We start from the raw sequence: 20,641 nt of genomic DNA, 5'->3' as shown, positions 1-20,641 counted from the left end.
TTCTCCATCCCGGTGCGATGGGCGCCTCCCTCGGCGCGGCGCTTCGGCAGAACTGTGCGACGGTGCTGTGGGCGGCGGCGGGCCGTTCTCCCGAGACCCGCCAGAGAGCAGGACAAGCGGGGCTCACGGAAGTCCCCGACGTGCCCACCCTCGCATCGCGCGCGCAGGTGATCCTCTCGATCTGCCCGCCGCACGCGGCGCAGGACGTGGCCCGCGAAGTCGCCCGACATGCGATCCAGGACTTGCAGCTGTACATCGACGCCAACGCGGTCGCCCCCGGGACGATCGACCGTATCGCAGAGCTCTTCGGCGAGGACCGAGTCGTCGACGCGGCACTCGTCGGCCCACCGGCGTGGCAGCCCGGCACCTTCCTCTGGCTCTCCGGGCCGCGAGCCGCGGAGGCAGCCGAACTGTTCGCGGACACGCCGCTCGACGTGCGCGTCCTCGGCGACCGTCTCGGCCAGGCGTCGATGGCAAAGGTCTGCTTCGCGCTGCAAAGCAAGGCGATGCCCACGATCTGGCTGGCGATGGCCGAGGCCGCGAATGCCTACGGAGTCCTCGCCCCGGTCCGCGATGTCCTGGCCGAAGACGGCATCGACCTCGACGCGCAACTGGCGTCAATCGAGCGCCGCGCCCGACCGAAAGCCTGGCGCTGGGCGGGCGAGATGGACGAGGCGGCCGCCGCCCTCACCGCGCTCGACCTCCCCGAGGGCTGGTCGCGCGCCGCCGCCGACATGTACCGTCGCCTGGCGAGCGGAACCGGTCCGAGCTGCAGCTAAGGGCGTCCCTAGGCCGCCGCAGCTTCCGGCCCCGCAATGACGTCCACGTCAGCCGCGTGCATCGGCTCCCCTTGCCGGTAAGGCAGTATTCGTATCGCGGCGCCGATCGTAGGGGCGGCGTTCGACGATCCCGTGGTCCATGAGGTGGTTCAGCCGCTCGGTGAGCACCTTGCGCGAGATGCCCAGGTCGGCCTGGATATTGGCGGAATCCCTTGAAGGAATCCTGGAAGGAGTCCACGATGCTCAACCCCGACGTACGCCGCGCTCTGGACGGCACCTCGCTGGCACACCTGGCGACCGTCCTGCCGGATGGCTCGCCCCACTGCGTTCCCCTGTGGATCGGAACCCACGACGATCGCATCGTCTTCCTCACCGGCCCGGACTCGCGCAAAGCCCGCAACCTGCGCCGCGACCCGAGGGTCGCCCTGTCGCTCACGTCCGCGGACAACCCGTTCGAGCCGATCATCGTGCGCGGCCGCGTCACCGAATGGTTGGAAGGCGACGCGGCCTGGACCGTCATCGACGAGTTGGCCACGAAGTACACCGGCCAGCCCTACTCACGAGCCGAGCCACGCGTCGTCGCGATCATCGAACCCGAGCAGCAGACAGTCGGCGTCCGATGACCGGTGCCGCTCCCACCGTCCCGGCTGAGCGTTTGTCGGCCCACCGCATCGTCGCGACAGCGCTGGCGGTGCAATCCGACAGCGACCTGGCCGGCCTTCTGGCAGGCGGACGCCCGGCGGGCTCGGGGATCGGCGGCAGCACAGCTACGCTCGACGTCGAGGGCGTCCCGGTGTTCGCCAAGTCGATCGCACTGACCGACCTGGAACTGTCTGCGGAAAACCGCGGGTCGACGGAGAACCTGTTCGCATTGCCGCCCTTCTACCAGTACCCGATGGGCTCGCACGGCTTCGGCGCCTGGCGGGAACTGGCGGCGCACCTCATGACCACGAGCTGGGTGCTTACCGCCGGCTTTCCCGGCTTCCCGCTCACCCACCACTGGCGCGTGCTGCCCACTTCGTCCCCGCCGCAAAGCGCCGTGGCCGGCGAATTCGGCGGCATCGACGGCGCCGTGGCGCGCTGGGACGGGTCAGCCGCCGTGGGCCACCGCTTGGATGCGATCGCCGCCTCCCGCGCGTCGGTCGTGGTCTTCCAGGAATACATCCCGTCCCGGCTCAGCGATTGGCTCGCCGGTCCCGACGCGCACTTCGCGCTGGCCGAGCGTCAGCTGACGGCCGGGGCCGCGTTCATGCGCGCACAAGGCTTCGTGCACTTCGACACACACTTCGGCAACGTACTCACCGACGGCACGCAGATGTACTTCGCCGACTTCGGCCTGGCAACCTGCGATCGCTTCACCCTCTCCCAGGCCGAGCGCCGCTTCCTCGAGCAGCACCGCGACTTCGATCTCGCCTACATCATCACCGGTCTGGTAGTACACGCGGTCGACGCGCCGCGTGGAAACAGGCCACGCCGTGAGTTCCTTCGTGCCTGGATCGCTGGAGACATCGACCATTCGCGGCTCGAGCCGCAACGCGCAGCCCTCGTGGATCGTTGTGCCCCGCTCGCTTTGCTGATCCTCGACTTTCATGAGGCACTGAACCGGGGACCGAAGACGCATCCGTGGCCGGCCGCGGAGATCGCCCGGCTCTTAGCAGCTGTCGACGACGTACGCTCTGCATCCATCGAGCCGATTCCGGGCTCAGGCCAAAGTGGCCCGTAGCCGTCTACCGACGGCTGCGACCGGTCCGCACCGACCAAGGAGGGCAAGCGGTGTTCGAGCGATTCACCGAAAATGCTCGACGAGTCGTCGTGTCAGCTTCCGAAGAAGCTCGCACGCTTCGCCACGACTACCTGGGCACTGAGCACTTCCTGCTCGCCCTGATCCGCGACGATCAGAGCACTGCCGGACGGATGCTGAACGTCCTGGGGATCCCACCGGCCACGGTGCGCCGAGACCTCGAACAGGCCGTTGCGGCAGGAAACGCCGCCGAGACCTCCGGGTACCTGCCCTTCACCCCGGCGGCCAAGGAAGTCCTGGAACTCACTCTGCTAGAGGCCGCGCGGCTCAACAGCCCCCACATCGGTAGCGAGCACGTACTGCTCGGCGTGGTCCGCGAGGGTCATGGCCCTGCGGCCCACGTGCTCAACGCGCTCGGCGTTGACCTGGAGCGCGCTCGCGACGCGGAGCGGCTCATACGGGAAAGCGGCCAGCCGCAGACCTGAGGCGGAGGCGTGAGGCGCAGCGTCCAGCGCGGTGCGCGTGCGCGGCAGCGCACTGGTTCGCGTAGCGGCCGAGTCACCGGGGCGAGGACGCGGACCAGGGTCGGCGGGCGGGTCGAATTCATTCGCAGGGCGACGTAGTTGTCGCGAGCCTTGCGATCGTCGAAGTCTGCGGCGCCGCTCAGTGCCCGGCGGCCTGCCAGTCGCGGCCGAAGCCGACCGAGACGTCGAGGGGCACGCGCAGCTCGTAAGCCGAGCCCATCTCCCGGCGCACCAGCTGCTCGACCAGCTCGCGCTCGTCGTCGCAGACCTCGAGGACCAGTTCGTCGTGCACCTGAAGCAGCAGCCGCGATTTCAGCTTGTGCTCTCTGAGCGCGTCGTCGACCCGGAGCATCGCGACCTTGATGATGTCCGCCGCGGAACCCTGGATCGGCGCGTTGAGGGCCATCCGCTCGGCCATCTGGCGCAGGTGCGGGTTGGTCGAGGTCAAGTCCGGCAGGTAACGCCTTCTGCCCAGGACCGTCTGGGTGTAGCCGGTCTTGCGAGCCTCGTCGACGACCGCGCGCAGGTAGTCGCGGATGCCGCCGAAGCGCGCGAAGTAGTCCTCCATCATGTGAGTGGCCTCGGCGTTGCTGACGCCCAGGTTCTGCGCCAGGCCGTAGGCCGACTGACCGTAGGCCAGCCCATAGGACACCGCCTTGACCTTGCGGCGCAGATCGCCGGTGACCTGCTTCGGCGTCACGTTCCAGACCTTGGCCGCGACCGAGGAATGCAGGTCCTCACCCTCGTTGAACGCCTCGATCAGGCCCTCGTCGCCGGACAGGTGCGCCATGATGCGCATCTCGATCTGACTGTAGTCGGCCGTCATCAGCGTGTCGTATCCGGGCCCTGCGATGAAGGCCTTGCGGATGCGCCGGCCCTCCTCGGTGCGGATCGGGATGTTCTGCAGGTTCGGGTCCACCGAGGAGAGCCGGCCGGTGGCGGCGACCATCTGATTGAACGTCGTGTGGATGCGGCCGTCGTCCAGCACCGTCTTGATCAGGCCCTCGACCGTGGTGCGCAGCCGGTTCACGTCGCGGTGGCGCAGCAGGATGACCGGCAGCGGGTGGTCGGTCTGGCCGGCCAGCCAGGTCAGCGCGTCGGCGTCGGTGGTGTAGCCGGTCTTGATCTTCTTCGTCTTCGGCAGGTTGAGCTGGTCGAACAGGATCTCCTGCAGCTGCTTGGGCGAGCCGAGGTTGAACTGGACGCCGGTGGCCGAGTGCGCCTCCTCCACCGCGTGCTTCACGTCCGCCGCGAAGCCGACTTCGAGGTCGGAGAGGTACTCGCGGTCCGCCGCGATCCCGGCGCGCTCCATCCGCGAGAGCAGCAGGAGCAGCGGCAGTTCGACGTTGCGCAGCAGGTTGTGCGCCGTCTGGGTGGATTCGGCGCGCTGGTCGAGTTCTTGCTCGAGGCGTGCATTGAGCTCGATGAGGACCGAGGCGGCCCGCATCAGGCCGGTCGGTGCCTCGTCCTGCTCGCCGAGCACGTCCAGGGTGAGCTGGCCGTCGGGCTGAGCGCTGGTCAGTTCCCTGCCGAGGTATTGGCGGACCAGGTCGGCCAGGTCGGCGGTGCGCATGCCCGGCTGCACCAGGTACGCGGCCAGCGCGGTGTCCCCGCCGAGGCCCGCGAATGCGAAGCCGTGCTCGGCAAAGGCCAGGATCGGGCCCTTCGCGTCGTGCAGGATCTTCGGCCTGGCCGGGTCGGCGAGCAGCTTGGCGAGCGCGGCCTCGTCGGCGGGGTCGAGGCTGTCGGGGGTGAAGTACGCGGCGTGCGCGTCGGCCGTGGCGAACGCGACCGCGGTCAGCTGGCCGGTACCGCGGCCCCAGCGGCCCTCGGCGGCGATGCCGATCGTCCCGGCGGCGGCGTGCTCGGCGATCCAGGGCGCGAGTTCACTGGTGCGATGCACGTTGGTGTGCAGTTCCGGCTCGTCGTTGCTCGGGACGCTCTCGCCGGGTTCCGGAGCGTCGAGGGCGAACACGTCGTTCATCCGGGGGCGCAGGGCGCGGAACTCCAGCGTGGTGAACAGCTGGTCGACGGCGGGAGTGTCGACGGGGCCGCGGACCAGGTCCGCCGGGCGCAGTTCGAGTTCCACCTCCCGGTCCAGCTCGGTGAGCAGCCGGTTGGTCTGCACCTGCTCCAGATGCGCGCGCAGCGCCTCGCCGGCCTTGCCCTTGACCTCGTCCGCGCGCTCGACCAGCTGCCGCAGCGAGCCGAACTCGCGGATCCATTTGGCCGCGGTCTTCTCGCCGATGCCGGGGATCGACGGCAGGTTGTCCGAGGGGTCGCCGCGCAGCGCGGCGAAATCAGGATACTGCTGCGGAGTGAGGCCGTACTTCTCCTCCACCGCCGCCGGGGTGAAGCGGACCAAGTCGGCCACGCCCTTGCGCGGATAGAGCACCGTCACGTGGTCGGTCACCAGCTGCAGCGCGTCGCGGTCGCCGGTGACGATGCTGACGTCGAAGCCCTCGTCCGCGGCCTGCGTGGCGAGGGTCGCGATCAGGTCGTCGGCTTCCGAGCCCTCCTTACGGAACACCGGGATGTGCAGCGCGGTCAGCAGCTCGCACAGCAACTCCACCTGGCCCGCGAACTCCGCCGGAGCGGAAGCGCGCTGTGCCTTGTACGCCGGGAACAGTGCGGTGCGCTTGAGAGTAGCGCGGGAGACGTCGAACGCGACGGCCAGGTGCGTCGGGGCTTCGTCGCGCACCACGTTGATCAACATCGAGGCGAAGCCGTAGATCGCGTTGGTGGACTGGCCGGTGGAGATGGTGAAGTTCTCCGCGGGCAGCGCGTAGAAAGCCCGGTAGGCCATCGAGTGGCCGTCGAGCAGCAGCAGCTTGCCACCGGCCGTGGCCGTAGCCACGGACGCGGCCACAGGCGCAGTCGCCGCGCCGGTACCTGCCGTGCTCTGTGCGGTCTCGCTCACTGCCGATACTCCCGTCTTCTCCACGGATGCGATCCTATGCGCTGGGTCCGACATCAATGGGCCCACGACGCGGAAAGGATGTCCCGGCACATGGGCGAGGCGCGACTGCCTGATGACGAAGAGTTCCAGGACCTGGTACAGGATGTGTACGCCACCGGTGGAACTCTGGGCGAGAAGCTGGGCATCCGCTTCAGCGAGATCTCCGTGCAACGGCTCGTGGCGAGCATGCCGGTGAAGGGCAACACGCAGCCGGCCGGGCTGCTGCACGGCGGGGCGTCGGCCGCGCTGGCCGAGACGATGGGTTCGGTCGGGGCCGCGGTGCACGCCGGTCCGGGCGCGATGGTCGTCGGCGTGGAGATCAATGCCACGCATCACCGCTCGGCCCGCTCCGGCGTGGTGACCGGAACGGCGACGCCGCTGTTCCTCGGCCGCTCGCTGGCCACCTACGAGATCGTGATCACCGACGAGGACGAGCGGCGGATCTGCACTGCCCGGATCAGCTGCCTGATCCGCAAACCGTGATTTCCGTAACGTTAGTGACGATTAGAGGGCGTCTGATCCCATTTTGGGTCTAACGTTACGCAATATCAGCGGCGGATTGCCGCAATTATCGGGTACGGCACAGCGAATCGGCCAAGCGGCGGGCCTGGCAAGGCGCCGGAGCATCCTCGCGCTCCTCATTCAACACCATGGGTCGTCTGTGGATGTTTCGGCAACGCAGCCAGGGTCGTCGATCGGCTGATTCGCCCCCAAAATGGGGTCAGACGCCCTCTTCGGGACGCTACTGGCGCTAACGCCCACCCTGTCGCATGCTGTGAGCGTGAGAGTATCACGAGAGCATAACGGATCAGCACCGAAGCTATATATCGAGTTCGAGGACGACGAGGCGGCGAACGAGCCCGGCGAAGCCAAACTCGTCAGCGAGCGCGAAGTCCTCGGCAGCCTCGCCGCAGGTAGCGCCGCTGGCTGGCGACCGCGCCGGGCTTGGACCCTGGCCGCACTGCCGCCTCGGTTCCGCAAAGTCGCCATCGGCGCCGTCGTCTTCGCCGGGCTGGCCGGGACCGTCAGCAACGCGCTGGTCGCCCAGGCCGCGCAGCGCCAGGCGGCCCGCTCGACCATCGCCGTGGTGGACGCGGCGTACTCGCCGAGCGCGGACGACCTGAGCCTGAACCTGCTCGTCGACCTGACCGACTCGGGTTCCGGCACCGTGACGGTCACTCAGCTCGAGGCGCGCCAATCCGATCTGAGCTTGAGCTACTTCGGTACGCCCGTGATCCTGACCCGCACCCAGCAGCTGGAGGTCGTGCTCTCCGGAGCCTACGACTGCTCCGCGACCGGGCCGAACAGCGCCTCTTCGAGCAAGGCCGACTCGCAGCCGGGCGTCTTGCACATGACGATGCGTAGCGTCCAGGGCAATGTCACCTCGGTAGACATCCCACTTCCGGCGAACGCGCGACTGCCCGACCACTGGCGGAGCGGCCGGGCAGGGTATTGCGCGATGCTGTGGAACAACTGACTAGGCGTCGGACGGCTGCGCTTCCTGCTGCTGCCTTCCTACGACTCCCCCTTTTGAGTGGATGCGTATGTCAGGCGACCGGGTTCCAGTAGTCGCCCGCCATCACGATGTAGACCAGCATCTTGATGGTCTGGCCGAAGTAGCCGTCGCCGAACGGGTTCGTGGCCAGGTAGTTCCACAGCGTGTCGGTCCACGCCTGGTCCCCTGCGGCCATCGCGGCCGGACCCACCGAGTCGCCGGCCTCCTCCGCCTGGTCGCTCGTCGAATAGGCCGTGCAACCCAGCTTGATGTGCGGGTAGACCTTCTGCGGGTTGCCGCCGGAGACCTTCTTCGCGCACGCGGACCACTTCTTGGCGTCGTTGTAGGACACTGACGCCGTCGAAGCGCCGTAGAGCAGAGCGTCTGTGCCCATGTGCCACGGGACGCGGATCGAGTTGTAGCCGACGATGTTGTCCGGCTGGTCTTCCTGGTAGTTGGCGGGCGCCGGCTTCGGGCTGGTGGTGTTGGCATTGACCACGAAGTCGGACAGCAGCCCGTAGGCCGACGAGTAGGACGCGGTGAACTCGGAGACGATCGCCTCGGTGCGCGAGACAACCTTCGCCCAGTTGTGCGTGGTGTCGTATGCGGCGAACGCACGCAGGTGATCGAGCATCATGTCGCTGGGCCGGGTGTCGGTGCTCGGACCGTCGTCCTCGCACTTCAAGTGCCCGTCCGAGGCGACGTCGTGCGCGTAGAAGTTGGCCAGCCAGGTCTTGGCGGCCGAGGTGTAGCCGCCCCACTGCTTGTCGGCCAGGATCAGGCCGTAGCCGATGTCCAGGTCGCCGTCGGTGGCGGCGTCCGGCGTGCCGCTGTCGGCGTACTTACAGCTCTTGCCATCCAGCTGCCACTGCATCAGGCCGTACTGGTCCTCGTGGTCCTTGACCAGCTGCCACAGGCCGTTGAACTCGGTCTGCGCGTTCGCGTCGTAACCGGCCATCAACGGCACGATGTTCATGCCGTAGCCCTGGCCTTCGGACACCGGACCGTTGTTAGGCGCGTCGCCGTCGCCCTTGGTGGACACGTAGTACTCGTTCGAAGCGCAGCCGTGCACGAGGTAGGTCGACTTCCACGCGTTGTACGCTGCCTCGACCTTGGCGTCCTTAGAGGACTGAGACGCCGAGGGCGTGACACCGACCTTGTACGTGACGTGCGTCGGGAAGGCGTGCGTGGGCGTGGCGGCTTGGGCGCCGGTCGCCGCGAGGCCGATCATGCATCCGGCGCTCGCGGCTACCGCGGTCGTCGCCGCGATGAGCCGGTGTTGCGCGAGGTACGTCATGGTGCGCGAAGCCATCTGCTCGCTCCTTGATGAGGGTATGTGCCCGGAATCGCGCCGCACGCCGGGCGGTGTTGCGAAGAGAGTTTCAAGTTAGATAACTTTCCTAACTCGGATAGCTTCGCGGCGCGACGGAACTCTGTCAAGAGCCGTTCCACAGCAAGCCCTTACGCCCGACACTGGAGTGCATGAGGCGCAAGGCTGGCGGCGAAATAGCGGACCCGGAAAGCCGCGGCGGGGCAGATGAACCCCGCGCGCGCGGCACGGTCCCCGCGTACGAGATCGCCACCGACGACTTTCAGCGACACGCTCTCGACCGCGAGGTCGCCCGCGCCCGGAACGAGGCTTCGCCGGGCTCGCTGGAGATCGAGTTCGAGGAGGACGGCGCCTCCGAGCCGCTCCCCCACCCTGCCGGGCGCTCTCGCGACCTGCGCCCGGCCGCGATGACCACGCTCGCCACCGCGGTGCTCGGCGCGGCGCTGTGGGCAACACACGGCACGACAGCGCCGAGCCCGAGCCTCACGATGCACTTCTCGGCGCAGGCCCCAGCGCCCAACTACGCCGCGTTCAGCGTCATCGTCGCTTATCACGACGCTTATGTCGTCTCCGCCGCGCAGCGCAGGATCGACGTCAATCTCCACGTCTCACCGGTGCGGGGGGCGAAAGTCCGGATCATCGCGTACTACATCAGCGAGAACGGCGTGACCGCCCGCGCCGATCCGCCGCCGTCCGTGGCCCCGCTGCCCGTGGCTGGAATGAACGTGAAGCTGGAGCTAACCGTCACCAACTGCGCGACCGTCCCGATCGGCGAGTCGATGGGCTTCGTGGACGTCGTCGCGGACGGCCCGGCCGGCGTCATCGACCGGTTCACCATTCTGGGCGAGCGCTACTCCACCGACCTGGCCAACCTGCTGCGGCAGGTCTGCCCCGGCCGCGCCGACGGCCAGGGCCCGAACACGATCGGTGTGGTCGTGTCCGGGCCCTGACGCCTCTGGCTATTCCTCGCCGAGGTAGGTCTTGCGCACCTTCTCGTCGTGCAGCAACTGCGAACCGCGGCCGGACAACGCGATACGGCCCACCTCCAGCACGTGCCCCTCGTCGGCCAGCGAGAGCGCGGCCTGCGCGTTCTGCTCGACCAGCAGGATGGTGGTGCCGGCGGACTTAAGCTCCGCGATGGTGTCCATGATCTGCTTCATCATGATCGGCGACAGACCCATGGACGGCTCGTCGAGCATCAGCAGCCGCGGCTTGCACATCAGCGCCCTGGCCATCGCGAGCATCTGCTGCTCGCCGCCGGAGAGCGTGCCAGCCGCCTGAGCGCGCCGCTCGCCGAGGATCGGGAACATCGCGTACGCCTTGGACACGTCGTCCGTGATGCCCGCCGAGTCCTTGCGCAGGTACGCACCGAGCAGCAGGTTTTCCTCGATGGTCATACGCGGGAAGATGTGCCGCCCCTCCGGGGAGTGGGCGAGTCCGCGTTCGACGATCTGGTGCGCCGCGGTGTGCTGGATCGGCTTGCCGTCGAAGGTGATCGAGCCCGCCGCGGGGCGCAGCAGTCCGGAGATGGTGCGCAGCGTCGTGGTCTTGCCGGCGCCGTTCGTACCGATCAGCGTGACGATCTGGCCCTGCTCCACCGAGAAGCTGATCCCCTTGACCGCCTCGATCTTGCCGTAGGCGACGTGCAGGTCGCGCACCTCCAACAGGGCCATCAGGAGGCCGTCCCTTCATCCTCGCCGGCGGCGCGCACCGTGGCGGCGCTCCCGTCATCGGACCCGTCACCGGCCGCGCCGACCGAACCGCCGACTGCGTCCCGGACGGGAGCGTCCTCCTCGTACGGAGTGCCGAGGTACGCCGCGATGACACGCTCATCCGCGCGGACGACCTCAGGCGTGCCCTCGACCAGCTTGCGGCCCTGCACCAGCACCGCGACCCGATCGCAGAGGCCGAAGATGAAGCGCATATCGTGCTCGATCACGACCACGGCCAAGCCGCGCTCGCGGATCTTGAACACGACCTCCTGGGTGGCCCTGGTCTCCTGCGGGTTCATGCCCGCGGTCGGCTCGTCCAGCAGGAGCAGGCCGGGGTCGCTGGCCATCGCCCTGGCGATCTCAAGCTTGCGCTGGTCACCGTAAGGCAGGTTGCGGGCCAACGTGCCCGCGTGCCGGCCGATGCCGAGGAAGTCCAACAGCTCGCGGGCGTTCTCCCGGGCCTCGCGCTCGGCCGCCCGGTAGCGCGGACCGCGCCCGATCGCCGAAAACAGCCCCTCCTTGCTGCGGCAGTGCCTCCCCACCATGACGTTTTCGAGCACTGTCATGTTGGCGAACAGCCGGATGTTCTGGAAGGTGCGCGCGATACCCGCCTGGGTCACCCGGTAGGGCTTGGAGGGCAGCACCGCGCCCTTGTAGCGCACCTCGCCGGAGGTGGGCACGTAGAGGCCGGTCAGGCAGTTGAAGAACGTCGTCTTGCCGGCGCCGTTCGGGCCGATCAGACCGACGATCTCGCGGTCGCCGACCGTCAGGTCCACGCTGTCTACCGCGGTCAGTCCGCCGAACCGCATGGTCACGCCGCGCGCCTCGAGCACCGTGGTGCCGACCGTGTCAGCGGTTCCAGTCGTCGTCATGGTCGTCATGCCACGGCCTCCGCTTCCGGCTGCGCCTCGACCACCTGATGGGCCTCGGCCTCGGCGACCTCCTCCTGGTGGAACTCCAGCTGCCTGCGCTTGTTCGGCACCAGGCCCTCTGGCCGGAAGCGCATCATCAGGATCAGCGCCAAGCCGAACAGCAGCAGCTGCTTGTTCTGGAAGAACTCGAACTTGGCCGGCACCAGGTACAGCAGCGCCGCACCGAGCAGCGGACCGGTGATCGTGCCCATTCCGCCGAGCACGACAGCCGCGAGCAGGAACGCGGAGTTCGGCGGCGCCGACGCGGAGAACAGATACTGGTCCGGCGTGACCGTGTTCAGCAGGTGCGCGTTGATCGTGCCCGCGAACCCGGCCAGCGCCGCGCCGAGACCGAACGCGAGCAGCTTGAACCGGTAACCGTGGATGCCCATCGCGCCGGCCGCCGTCTCATCCTCCCGGATCGCGACCCACGCGCGGCCGATGCGCGAGTCGTTGACCCGCGCGAAGATGAAGACCACGATCGCCATCGCGACCAGCAACAGCAGGTAGTAATTGCCGAACTTGCCGAAGGTGACCCCGAAGAGCTGATGGCTCGCGCCGAAGTCGTACCCGAACAACTTCAGGTCGGGCACGCCGTAGACGCCCTCGGGACCGTTGGTCAGGTCCGGCCCCGACTGGCCGTTGAGGTTGTTGACCACGATCCGGAAGATCTCACCGAAGCCGAGCGTGACAATCGCGAGATAGTCACCGCGCAGCCGCAGGGTCGGGGCGCCGATGATGACACCCGCGATGATCGAGACGGACACGCCGATCAGGATCTGGCCCCAGAACGGCAGCACCGTGTGCGCGTACCGGGACGAGATCGCGCCGGAGACGAGTGCCGCGCTGTACGCGCCGACGCCGAGGAACGCGACGTAGCCGAGGTCGAGCAGGCCGGCGAGGCCGACCACGATGTTCAGCCCGAGCGCGACCGTCGCGAAGATCAGGATGTCGTCAGCGATGGTGTTGTACTGATCAGAGGTCTGCAGGAACACGAACAACAGCGCGGCGACGAACGCGGCCACCGAGGTGGCTACCCGGTTCTGCGCGGTCAGCCCGGTCAACCGGGACAGCACGCCGCTGGAGTTGAGGCCCCAGGCCGCGAACCCGACCGCCAGCGCGAAGCCGATGAACTGCTCGGTGAAGCCGGTGGTAATGCCGTAGTCGGCGACGAACATCGCGATAATGATCGCGACGAGGATCACCGCCGCCTGGATCCAACGCGGCATCGGCCGCGCTCTGGCCGCGTCGTGGTGGTCGTCGGGCAGCAGGAACGAGCCGACGACCGGCAGCGCAGTAGCGATCAAGGCGACCCAGGAGCCTGACACCCAGTTCGCCAGGCCGTTGAGCTCGATCACGACCGCGAGCAGGATGTACCAGGTCGATGCCAGGTTGGCCAGAGCCAGCCCGCGCAGCAGCCACACGTATCCGCGCGGCGCGAGCCACCGCAGTCCGGGCACGCCGTATGCGGGCCCGAGCGCGAGGATCAGCAGGACACTGACGGTCAGGGTGATGACCTGGTTGCCGCCCGGATAGCCGGTGACCGACAGGTCACCGGGGAACGACGAGGTCCAGGTCCAGGCGAGGAAAGTGGAGACCAGCGAAGCGAAGGCGCCGACCGCGACCAGCGCCTTGGCGACGGCCGGGTTGACCGTAGGCGCCTCCTCCTGGCGCGCGGCGAGCGGGGTCTGCGGCGGCTGGTCGCTGGCGCCCCACTCCGGTACTTGTTCGGTCATCCCGCTCACGCCCTGTCCGCGACTCGCTCGCCGAGCAGACCCTGCGGCCTGACCAGCAGGACGATGATCAGCAGCAGGAACGCCCACACATCCTGCCACGCGGTACCCCACTGCTGGGTCGCGTGGTAGCTGGCCAGAACACCGGTGGTCACCTGCTCCGCGATGCCGAGCACCAGACCGCCGACCATCGCGCCGTAGATGTTTCCGATGCCGCCGAGCACAGCCGCGGTGAACGCCTTAAGTCCGGCGGAGAAGCCCATGTCGAAGGACACCTGCCCGAACCGCAGCCCATAAGTGATTGCGGCCACGGCCGCGAAGGCCGCGCCGAGCACGAACGCGACGACGATGACCCGGTCCGTGTTGATGCCCATCAGCCGAGCAGTGTCAGGGTCCTGCGCGGTAGCTTGCATCGCGCGGCCGGTGCGCGTCTTCATCACGAAGTACGCGAGGTACGCCATGCAGATCACCGCCACGATCACCGTGAGCAGGTCGGCGCGCTGAAGAAGCACGCCGCCGAGGTGGAACGGCTTGCCGGTGAAGGTCGGGAACTGCACCGGCGCGTTCACGCCGATGGTCACCTTGTGGCCGCCGGGCTGCGGGTACCACAGGAAGACGAGCTGTTGCAGCAGGATCGACACGCCGATGGCGGTGATCAGGGGCGCCAGCCGTGGCGCGTTGCGCAGCGGCCGGTAGGCGAAGCGTTCCGCGAGGATGGCGATGATCACCGACGCGATCATGCCGCCGATGAGCATGATGGGCAGGGCGGCGAGCAGCGGCAGGTGCTGGACTGGCGGGATCCACAGATAGACCGCCAGCGCGCCGAAGCCGCCGAACATGAAGAACTCGCCGTGGGCGAAGTTGATCAGCTGGATGATGCCGTAGACCATGGTGTAGCCGACGGCGATCAATCCGTACATCGCGCCCTGCGCGATGCCGTTGGTCACCAGCTGAAGGAAGACCGTGGTTGTCACGGGGCGTCCTTCCGGATCGGGACAGGGACGAGGACGAAGGTTAGTTCAAGCATGGCCGCGCGGAGGGCGCTGTGGTAGCCGCCCTCCGCGCTTGAGACCGGATTCCTCGTAGGACCGCGGTCTGACATCAGCCGCCGAACGTACCGACCTTGACGCCGTTGTCCCAAGCGCCGTTCTCGACCTTGTACATGGTCAGCTGCTTGTTACCGGTGTCGCCGTACTGGTCGAAGGACACGTGGCCGGTGACTCCGTCGAAGGAGACGTTCTGCATCGCGGCCTCCACCTTCTGCCGGAAGTCGGCGGAGCTGCTGGGCACCTTGCCGCCGTTGGCCGCCACGACCGCCTTGACCGCCTCGATGATCGACCAGCCGGCGTCGTAGGAGTAGCCGCCGTAGACCGAGTACGGCGCGGAGTAACCGGCCGCGGTGTAGTTCGAGATGAAGGTCTTGGCGGAGGCCAGCGTCGAGATCGGCGCACCCGGCACGGTGGCGTAGTCACCGTTGGACGCGGCGCCGGCCAGCTTGATGTAGGTCGGGTCCTGCATGCCGTCGCCGCCCATGACCGGGATGTTGTCTCCGCCGGCCTTGAGCTGCTTGGAGAGCGGACCGCCCTGCGGGTACTCGCCGCCGTAGTACAGCAGCTGCGCGCCGGAGCTCTTCACCGCGCTGACCACCGCGGAGTAGTCGGTGCTGGTGTCCGAGATCGTCTGCGCCACCGTGATCGTGCCGCCGAGCTTCTTGAACTCCTGCGTGAACGTCTGTGCGAGGCCGGCGCCGTAGGTCTTGCCGTCGTTCACCGTGGCGACCTTGGTGATCTTCAGGTCGTTGTAGACGTAGTCGGCGGCGAACGGACCCTGGACCGCGTCCGTGGTCACCACGCGGAAGTACGACTTGTACGGCCGCACCTTGCTGGTCTGCCAGTTCGGGCCCTGGGAAAGCGAGGGGTTGGTGTTCGCCGGGGAGACCTGGGTCACGTTGGCCTGGTTGAACACCTGCTGCATCGACTGCGCGACGCTGGAGTTGAGCGGGCCGACCACGCCGACGATGTTGCTGTCGGCCACCAGCGCGGTGGCGTTCTGCTGGCCGATCGTCGGGTTCGCCTGGTCGTCCTTGGCCACCAGTTTGAAGGTGACCCCCGGCACCTCGTTGTTCTTGTTCGCGGTCTTCACCGCCAGGTCGGTCGAGTTCTGGATGCCCAGGCCCAGCGCGGCAAGCGAACCGGTCAGCGGGGCGTCCACCCCGATCTCCACCGTCGTGCCGCCACTGCCGCCGCTGGTGCTGCCGCTCGACGAACTCCCTCCCCGGGAGCCGCATCCGGCCAGGGCCAAAGCACCGACGGCGATGACCGCGCTCATCTTGTAGAGCGAAGTGCTTCGCATAAAAACTCTCTCCCTCGTAGTGGCAGGGCACCGGAGGCGGGAGCGTTTTGGCACCCGCTTCTTCCGACCAAGCCTCGTAGGCGAATCCGCATGGATTGCGGGAGAGAGTAGTGCGCTGCCTGCTGACTGGGCAGGGGTTTGCTCTACACTTGATCGTCTCGTTATGTGAAATCCACGTGTCCCGCCGCACGTAGATCGGCGTATTCGGCGATCACCTGCGATCATGGCCGAGCCTCGGGCGCGCCGCGAGCGCGGTTCACCCCGTCGGCGTACGGCCGTTCGGGTAAGCACGCGCCGGGGCCCGCGCGTCGCCGCGCACGGCCTGCCACCAGTCAGTGACAAACACGGCATAGCCCGCGAGAGATCACGAAACGGATAACATCCCCACGCGCGCCTCGATCAGGCGCGCCAGAAGGCAACAAGATGAACACGGTTCTTCCGGTTGCAATAGCCAAGTGAAACCATGCGGCGCAGCAGCCCCTACGCCACGAACGAAGGAAGCGGATCTCTTCATGCCACAGCTCATCGGGCACCGCGCCGTCGCGGCCGGCGCAATCCTCGCCGCCGCCGCCCTGCTCGCCGCCGGCTGCGCGAGCAACCCGGCCACCTCCGCAGGCTCCGGATCGGGGTCGAGCGCGTCGGCGAGCGCCGGGAACGACCCGAAGTCGCTGGTTCCGGCGGACGTCAAGTCGAAGGGCACGCTCATCGTGGCCGCCGACGCCTCGTATGCGCCGAACGAGTTCTTCGCCAGCGACGGTAAGACGATCATCGGAATGGACGCCGACCTGGCCCAGGCGCTCGGCCAGGAGCTGGGCCTGAAGGTGACCGTGCAGAACGTGACCTTCGACAGCATCATCGCGGGCCTCGCGGCGAACAAGTACGACCTGGGCATGTCCTCCTTCACGGACACCAAGGAGCGCGAGAAGACCGTCGACTTCGTCACCTACTTCTCAGCGGGCAGCTCCCTGATGGTCAAGGCGGGCAACCCGGAGGGGCTCAAGCCCAATGACGTGTCGCTGTGCGGCAAGACCATCGCGGTCGAGAAGGGCACCACGCAGGAGAGCACCGACATCCCGGCCGACACCAAGACCTGCTCCACCGCCGGAAAGCCCGCGGTCAAGGGCCTGTCCTTCGATGACCAGAACGGCGCGAACCTCGCGCTCTCCAGCGGCCGCGCGGACGGCGTGCTCGCCGACTCGCCGGTCGCGGCGTACGCGGCCAAGCAGTCCGCGGGCAAGTTCATCATCTCGGGTGCGCCTTACGGCACCGCGCCCTACGGCATCGCGATCCCGAAGGGCAACGGGATGTCCAACGCGGTCCTCGCCGCGCTCAAGGTTCTGATTTCGAACGGCACCTACACGCAGATCCTCAGCAAGTGGGGCATCCAGGACGGCGCGATCACCAATCCCGTGATCAACGGCGCCACGAGCTGAGCTTTGCGTGAGTGAGCAAGTGAGCGAACAAGCTACGGCGCAGGCGCAGCGAGCACGGCCCGAGACGATACGGGCCGTGCCGGTGCGCCACCCCGGCCGGTGGGTCGCGGCGGCGATCATCGCCGTCCTGCTCGCGATGTTGGTGCACAACCTCGCGACCAACACCCGCTGGCAGGGCTGGATCATCAACCAGTACCTGTTCACCAGTCAGGTGCTGCACGGCCTGCTGGCGACCCTGTGGCTGACGCTGATCGCCATGGTGATCGGCATCGTCGGCGGCGTGATCCTGGCGGTGATGCGACTGTCCGACAATCCGGTGGTCTCGTCGTCGGCCTGGGTCTACATCTGGTTCTTCCGCGGCACCCCGGTCCTGGTACAGCTGATCTTCTGGTACAACATCGCGGCGCTGTTCCCGACCATCTCGATCGGCATCCCGTTCGGGCCCAGCTTCCACACCTGGTCGACCACGACACTGATCACGACGTTCGCAGCCTCGATCCTCGGCCTCGGCCTCAACGAGGCGGCGTACATGGCCGAGATCGTGCGCGCCGGAATCCTGTCGGTGGACGAGGGCCAGAACGAAGCGGCGTGCGCGCTCGGCATGCGCAGGCTGCTCATCATGCGCCGAATCGTGCTGCCACAGGCGATGCGCGTGATCATCCCGCCGACCGGCAATGAGACCATCGGCATGCTCAAGACGACCTCGCTGGTCTCGGTGATCGCGAGCTTCGACCTGCTGGTCTCGGTGCAGCGGATCTACAACGCCAACTACAAGGTGGTGCCGCTGCTCGTCGTCGCGTCGATCTGGTACCTCGTGGCGACCTCGATCCTGACGGCCGGTCAGTACTACGTGGAGCGGCACTACGCGCGCGGCTCAGTACGCGGCCTGCCGCCGACCCCGCCGCAGAAGTTCCGCGAGTTCTTCGTCCGCAACATCGGCGTGACGCACCGGCTGCCCGCGATTCCGAACCGCGACGCACGAGGAGGCGGCGCATGACCACCGTGCCCACTCCCGAGGACGACGCCGTGCCCGAGACGCAGGCGCAGAGTGCTGACGTGGCTCCCGCGGCGGCGACGCGCGCGACCACGGCCACCACGATGCCGGCCACACCGATGGTCGAGGCCCTGGACGTGCACAAGTCCTACGGCCGCGTCGAGGTGCTCCAAGGCATCACCCTCAAGGTGCTGCCGCGCGAGGTGATGTGCCTGATCGGCCCGTCCGGGTCCGGCAAGTCGACTTTCCTGCGCTGCATCAACCACCTGGAGAAGATCAACGCCGGGCGGCTGAGCGTGGACGGCGAGCTGGTGGGTTACCAGCAACGCGGTTCGCGCCTGCACGAGCTGCACGAGCGCGAGGTGGCCCGGCAGCGTACCGAGATCGGCATGGTGTTCCAGCGGTTCAACCTGTTCCCGCACATGACGGCGATCGAGAACATCGTCGAGGCGCCGATCCGGGTCAAGGGCGAGCCGAGGGACTCCGCGCGGGCGCACGCCCGCGAACTGCTGGAGAAGGTCGGGCTCGGGGACCGGGCGACCGCGTACCCGAACCAGCTGTCCGGCGGTCAGCAGCAGCGCGTCGCAATCGCGCGGGCATTGGCGATGCGCCCCAAGCTGATGCTGTTCGACGAGCCGACCTCGGCGCTGGACCCGGAGCTGGTGGGCGACGTGCTCGCGGTCATGCGCCAGCTCGCCGACGACGGCATGACCATGATCGTGGTGACGCACGAGATGGGCTTCGCCCGCGAGGTCGGCGACTCGTTGGTGTTCATGGACGGCGGCGTCGTGGTCGAGAGCGGCAACCCGCGTGAGGTGCTGGCCAACCCGCAGCACGAGCGGACGCGTTCGTTCCTCTCCAAGGTGCTGTGACGGGCAGCTCGGCTCAAAAGCTGAAAGGGCGGACACCAGGCGGGTCCGCCCTTTCTCATGCCAGCGCGATTACGTGCGCCGCGCTGTCCCGCCCAGCCGGACACTCGCGGCAAATGCCAGCGCCGCCAGGCAACGTCCAGCCCTCGACCGCGCCGGCCGCCGCCCTTAGCCCTCGGTCTTCGCCTCGGCGTCGCCGCCCTCAGCCTTCGGCGCGCCGGTCCCGTCGATCACAGCCTGCGCGACCTCACGCATCGTCAGCCGCCGGTCCATCGACGTCTTCTGAATCCAGCGGAACGCCTCCGGCTCGGTCATCCCGAGCTGTGCCTGAAGCAGGCCCTTGGCGCGGTCGACCAGCTTGCGGGTCTCAAAGCGTGCGGCGAGGTCGGCGACCTCGTTCTCCAGCGCGCGCAACTCCTCGTACCGGCTGGTGGCCATCTCGATCGCCGGCACCAGGTCCGCCTTCGAGAACGGCTTGACCAGGTACGCCATCGCCCCGGCGTCGCGGGCCCGCTCGACCAGCTCGCGCTGCGAGAAGGCGGTCAGCATCAGCACCGGCGCGATCTTCTCGGCGCCGATCCGCTCGGCGGCCGAGATCCCGTCGAGCACCGGCATCTTCACGTCGAGTATCACCAAGTCGGGCCGGTGCTCGGCGGCCAGCTTCACCGCGTCCTCGCCGTTGCCGGCCTGCCCGACGACCTCGTAGCCCTCTTCTTGCAGCATCTCCGCGAGGTCCATCCGGATCAGGGCCTCGTCCTCGGCGATCACCACGCGCTTTCGCGCCTGGCCTTTGTCGTCGGCGGTCATCTCGGCTGCCCCTCGTCGTCTTGGCACTGCTGGTCTGCGGCCAAGCTTAGTGGACGGCAAACCAGGAGGCCGGAGCTCTCCACGATCCGGTATGCTGCCGTCAGCAACTCTGCGGGGTTGGCGAAATGGTATACGCTGATGGCTCAAACCCATCTGCCCGAAAGGGCGTGCGGGTTCGAATCCCGCACCCCGCACTGAACAGCCGTCCACTACGTGGTCGGCTGTTTTGTTTGTACAGTACATTTTCCGTCTGGCATGCTCAATTCATGAGCAATTCAATTCACGATTCCCGGGTTCGAATAAATGCTATTAGCCTACTGCGTGCTGGATTATCGAATCGGGAAGTAGCTTCACAACTCGGCGTGCCAGTCGGAACGATCGGCTATTGGAAGCACCTCGACCGCCAGTTGCACCCGGAGTCTTACCCGCTGGCACGCTGGGAGTCATGCCCTGCCTGCCACGGGCACACCCTAGACAACAGCGCGTACGCGTACGTCCTTGGTCTCTATCTGGGTGACGGCCACATCATCGACAAGTACAAGCAGCACACGCTGTCCATCTTCTGCGCGGACGCGTGGCCTGGCCTCATCGAGGCCGCTGAGCAAGCGATGCGCCAGGTGATACCTGGGCCCAAGACTGGCCGCGTGCAGCGGAAGGGCTGCACAGAGGTGAAGTCTTACTCTAGGCACTGGGTGTGCATGCTTCCGCAGCACGGGCGGGGCAAGAAGCACGAACGGCCGATCGTTCTTCAGGAGTGGCAAGAGTACGTTGTCGAGCAACACACCCGAGAGTTCGTCCGAGGACTGATCCATTCGGACGGTTGCCGTGTGACGAACTGGACCACGCGGATGGTAGCGGGATTGAAGAAGCGGTACGAGTATCCGCGCTACCACTTCACCAACGAGAGCGGGGACATTCGCAATCTGTTTACCGGCGCGCTCGACGATTTGGGAATCGAGTGGCGATACAACAACCGCAACTGCATATCGGTCGCGAAGCGGG

19 protein-coding genes, 1 tRNA gene and 1 pseudogene are annotated in these 20,641 nt (G+C 67.4%); 12 read left to right on the top strand and 9 right to left on the bottom strand.

The window, feature by feature from the left end; all coding sequences use genetic code 11:
* The first annotated feature begins 140 nt into the window (after window positions 1-140).
* Window positions 141-779 (top strand): DUF1932 domain-containing protein, encoded by a 639-nt coding sequence (locus tag VN779_RS23775; RefSeq protein WP_325727077.1) that lies wholly within the window; start codon window positions 141-143, stop codon window positions 777-779.
* A 64-nt stretch (window positions 780-843) separates the two neighbouring features.
* Here VN779_RS23775 and VN779_RS23770 read toward each other — a convergent pair.
* Window positions 844-977, bottom strand: a pseudogene (locus VN779_RS23770) (winged helix-turn-helix transcriptional regulator); the annotation flags it as partial.
* 41 nt (window positions 978-1,018) lie between these two features.
* On the opposite strand from VN779_RS23770, the gene VN779_RS23765 reads away from it, so the two are divergent.
* The 3 genes from VN779_RS23765 to VN779_RS23755 all read left to right on the top strand — a co-directional run bounded on the left by VN779_RS23765 (window position 1,019) and on the right by VN779_RS23755 (window position 3,005).
* Entirely contained in the window at window positions 1,019-1,402 is a 384-nt protein-coding gene (locus tag VN779_RS23765; protein ID WP_325727073.1) for a PPOX class F420-dependent oxidoreductase, read from the top strand.
* Window positions 1,399-2,502, top strand: coding sequence for a hypothetical protein (locus VN779_RS23760; RefSeq protein WP_325727071.1), 1,104 nt, complete (start codon window positions 1,399-1,401; stop codon window positions 2,500-2,502). The genes VN779_RS23765 and VN779_RS23760 overlap by 4 nt, the downstream gene beginning before the upstream one ends.
* Before the next feature lie 89 nt (window positions 2,503-2,591).
* Window positions 2,592-3,005, top strand: coding sequence for a Clp protease N-terminal domain-containing protein (locus tag VN779_RS23755; RefSeq protein ID WP_325727069.1), 414 nt, complete (start codon window positions 2,592-2,594; stop codon window positions 3,003-3,005).
* Window positions 3,006-3,183: 178 nt separating this feature from the next.
* Here the strand turns inward: VN779_RS23755 and polA are convergent, their stop codons facing one another.
* The gene (gene polA, locus VN779_RS23750) at window positions 3,184-6,018 is read right to left on the bottom strand and encodes a DNA polymerase I (protein ID WP_414639746.1); all 2,835 of its coding nucleotides are present in this window, start codon (window positions 6,016-6,018) and stop codon (window positions 3,184-3,186) included.
* Window positions 6,019-6,054: 36 nt separating this feature from the next.
* Between polA and VN779_RS23745 the strand changes: the two genes are divergently transcribed.
* Together VN779_RS23745 and VN779_RS23740 are read left to right on the top strand one after the other, a co-directional pair.
* Window positions 6,055-6,486 carry a hotdog fold thioesterase gene (locus VN779_RS23745; RefSeq protein WP_325727065.1) on the top strand — a complete coding sequence of 144 codons (432 nt, stop codon included), beginning with the start codon at window positions 6,055-6,057 and terminating at the stop codon, window positions 6,484-6,486.
* 298 nt (window positions 6,487-6,784) lie between these two features.
* Window positions 6,785-7,480 (top strand): hypothetical protein, encoded by a 696-nt coding sequence (locus VN779_RS23740; RefSeq protein ID WP_325727063.1) that lies wholly within the window; start codon window positions 6,785-6,787, stop codon window positions 7,478-7,480.
* 70 nt (window positions 7,481-7,550) lie between these two features.
* Here the strand turns inward: VN779_RS23740 and VN779_RS23735 are convergent, their stop codons facing one another.
* On the bottom strand, window positions 7,551-8,810 hold the full coding sequence (locus tag VN779_RS23735) for a glycosyl hydrolase family 8 (RefSeq protein ID WP_325727060.1): 1,260 nt from the start codon (window positions 8,808-8,810) through the stop codon (window positions 7,551-7,553).
* A 170-nt stretch (window positions 8,811-8,980) separates the two neighbouring features.
* Here VN779_RS23735 and VN779_RS23730 point away from each other — a divergent pair, with 170 nt between their 5' ends.
* Window positions 8,981-9,778, top strand: coding sequence for a hypothetical protein (locus VN779_RS23730; protein WP_325727057.1), 798 nt, complete (start codon window positions 8,981-8,983; stop codon window positions 9,776-9,778).
* Between the two features lie 9 nt (window positions 9,779-9,787).
* On the opposite strand, the gene VN779_RS23725 is transcribed toward VN779_RS23730, so the two are convergent.
* The 5 genes from VN779_RS23725 to VN779_RS23705 all read right to left on the bottom strand — a co-directional run bounded on the left by VN779_RS23725 (window position 9,788) and on the right by VN779_RS23705 (window position 15,536).
* Window positions 9,788-10,504: an ABC transporter ATP-binding protein gene (locus VN779_RS23725; RefSeq protein ID WP_325727093.1), complete on the bottom strand. Its 717-nt coding sequence runs from the start codon at window positions 10,502-10,504 to the stop codon at window positions 9,788-9,790.
* Window positions 10,501-11,421: an ABC transporter ATP-binding protein gene (locus tag VN779_RS23720; protein WP_325727055.1), complete on the bottom strand. Its 921-nt coding sequence runs from the start codon at window positions 11,419-11,421 to the stop codon at window positions 10,501-10,503. The genes VN779_RS23725 and VN779_RS23720 overlap by 4 nt, the downstream gene beginning before the upstream one ends.
* Window positions 11,418-13,187 (bottom strand): branched-chain amino acid ABC transporter permease, encoded by a 1,770-nt coding sequence (locus VN779_RS23715; RefSeq protein WP_325727053.1) that lies wholly within the window; start codon window positions 13,185-13,187, stop codon window positions 11,418-11,420. Before VN779_RS23715 ends, VN779_RS23720 begins: the two co-directional genes overlap by 4 nt.
* Before the next feature lie 5 nt (window positions 13,188-13,192).
* The gene (locus tag VN779_RS23710; RefSeq protein WP_414639745.1) at window positions 13,193-14,104 is read right to left on the bottom strand and encodes a branched-chain amino acid ABC transporter permease; all 912 of its coding nucleotides are present in this window, start codon (window positions 14,102-14,104) and stop codon (window positions 13,193-13,195) included.
* Between the two features lie 181 nt (window positions 14,105-14,285).
* Window positions 14,286-15,536: a branched-chain amino acid ABC transporter substrate-binding protein gene (locus VN779_RS23705; RefSeq protein WP_325727049.1), complete on the bottom strand. Its 1,251-nt coding sequence runs from the start codon at window positions 15,534-15,536 to the stop codon at window positions 14,286-14,288.
* Between the two features lie 512 nt (window positions 15,537-16,048).
* On the opposite strand from VN779_RS23705, the gene VN779_RS23700 reads away from it, so the two are divergent.
* The 3 genes from VN779_RS23700 (at window position 16,049) to VN779_RS23690 (ending at window position 18,835) form a co-directional block, all read left to right on the top strand.
* A complete protein-coding gene (locus tag VN779_RS23700) occupies window positions 16,049-16,969 on the top strand; it encodes an ABC transporter substrate-binding protein (RefSeq protein ID WP_325727047.1) in 921 nt (306 codons plus the stop codon).
* A gap of 7 nt (window positions 16,970-16,976) precedes the next feature.
* Window positions 16,977-17,966 (top strand): amino acid ABC transporter permease, encoded by a 990-nt coding sequence (locus VN779_RS23695; RefSeq protein ID WP_325727045.1) that lies wholly within the window; start codon window positions 16,977-16,979, stop codon window positions 17,964-17,966.
* A 101-nt stretch (window positions 17,967-18,067) separates the two neighbouring features.
* Window positions 18,068-18,835 carry an amino acid ABC transporter ATP-binding protein gene (locus tag VN779_RS23690; RefSeq protein WP_349260913.1) on the top strand — a complete coding sequence of 256 codons (768 nt, stop codon included), beginning with the start codon at window positions 18,068-18,070 and terminating at the stop codon, window positions 18,833-18,835.
* Window positions 18,836-19,000: 165 nt separating this feature from the next.
* Here VN779_RS23690 and VN779_RS23685 read toward each other — a convergent pair whose 3' ends face one another.
* Window positions 19,001-19,639 carry an ANTAR domain-containing response regulator gene (locus VN779_RS23685; protein WP_325727043.1) on the bottom strand — a complete coding sequence of 213 codons (639 nt, stop codon included), beginning with the start codon at window positions 19,637-19,639 and terminating at the stop codon, window positions 19,001-19,003.
* 111 nt (window positions 19,640-19,750) lie between these two features.
* Between VN779_RS23685 and VN779_RS23680 the strand changes: the two genes are divergently transcribed.
* Both VN779_RS23680 and VN779_RS23675 read left to right on the top strand, forming a co-directional pair.
* Window positions 19,751-19,833, top strand: a tRNA-Leu gene (locus VN779_RS23680).
* A 168-nt stretch (window positions 19,834-20,001) separates the two neighbouring features.
* On the top strand, window positions 20,002-20,641 hold a 640-nt coding region (locus VN779_RS23675), incomplete at its 3' end, for a hypothetical protein (RefSeq protein WP_325727041.1).

The organism is Actinocrinis sp., assembly GCF_035605935.1.
Lineage (GTDB): Bacteria > Actinomycetota > Actinomycetes > Streptomycetales > Catenulisporaceae > Actinocrinis.
Note: the sequence above shows the minus strand (reverse complement) of the source record. Positions and strands in the feature narration are given on the sequence as shown.

Excerpts from the sequence above, each read along its gene's own strand:
- VN779_RS23765 (WP_325727073.1), top strand. The coding sequence starts at position 1,019 with ATGCTCAACCCCGACGTACGCCGCGCTCTGGACGGCACCTCGCTGGCA.
- VN779_RS23760 (WP_325727071.1), top strand. The coding sequence starts at position 1,399 with ATGACCGGTGCCGCTCCCACCGTCCCGGCTGAGCGTTTGTCGGCCCAC.
- polA (WP_414639746.1), bottom strand. The coding sequence starts at position 6,018 with ATGTCGGACCCAGCGCATAGGATCGCATCCGTGGAGAAGACGGGAGTA.
- VN779_RS23745 (WP_325727065.1), top strand. The coding sequence starts at position 6,055 with ATGGGCGAGGCGCGACTGCCTGATGACGAAGAGTTCCAGGACCTGGTA.
- VN779_RS23735 (WP_325727060.1), bottom strand. The coding sequence starts at position 8,810 with ATGGCTTCGCGCACCATGACGTACCTCGCGCAACACCGGCTCATCGCG.
- VN779_RS23730 (WP_325727057.1), top strand. The coding sequence starts at position 8,981 with ATGAGGCGCAAGGCTGGCGGCGAAATAGCGGACCCGGAAAGCCGCGGC.
- VN779_RS23720 (WP_325727055.1), bottom strand. The coding sequence starts at position 11,421 with ATGACGACCATGACGACGACTGGAACCGCTGACACGGTCGGCACCACG.
- VN779_RS23715 (WP_325727053.1), bottom strand. The coding sequence starts at position 13,187 with ATGACCGAACAAGTACCGGAGTGGGGCGCCAGCGACCAGCCGCCGCAG.
- VN779_RS23710 (WP_414639745.1), bottom strand. The coding sequence starts at position 14,104 with ATGTACGGATTGATCGCCGTCGGCTACACCATGGTCTACGGCATCATC.
- VN779_RS23705 (WP_325727049.1), bottom strand. The coding sequence starts at position 15,536 with ATGCGAAGCACTTCGCTCTACAAGATGAGCGCGGTCATCGCCGTCGGT.
- VN779_RS23700 (WP_325727047.1), top strand. The coding sequence starts at position 16,049 with ATGCCACAGCTCATCGGGCACCGCGCCGTCGCGGCCGGCGCAATCCTC.
- VN779_RS23690 (WP_349260913.1), top strand. The coding sequence starts at position 18,068 with ATGCCGGCCACACCGATGGTCGAGGCCCTGGACGTGCACAAGTCCTAC.
- VN779_RS23685 (WP_325727043.1), bottom strand. The coding sequence starts at position 19,639 with ATGACCGCCGACGACAAAGGCCAGGCGCGAAAGCGCGTGGTGATCGCC.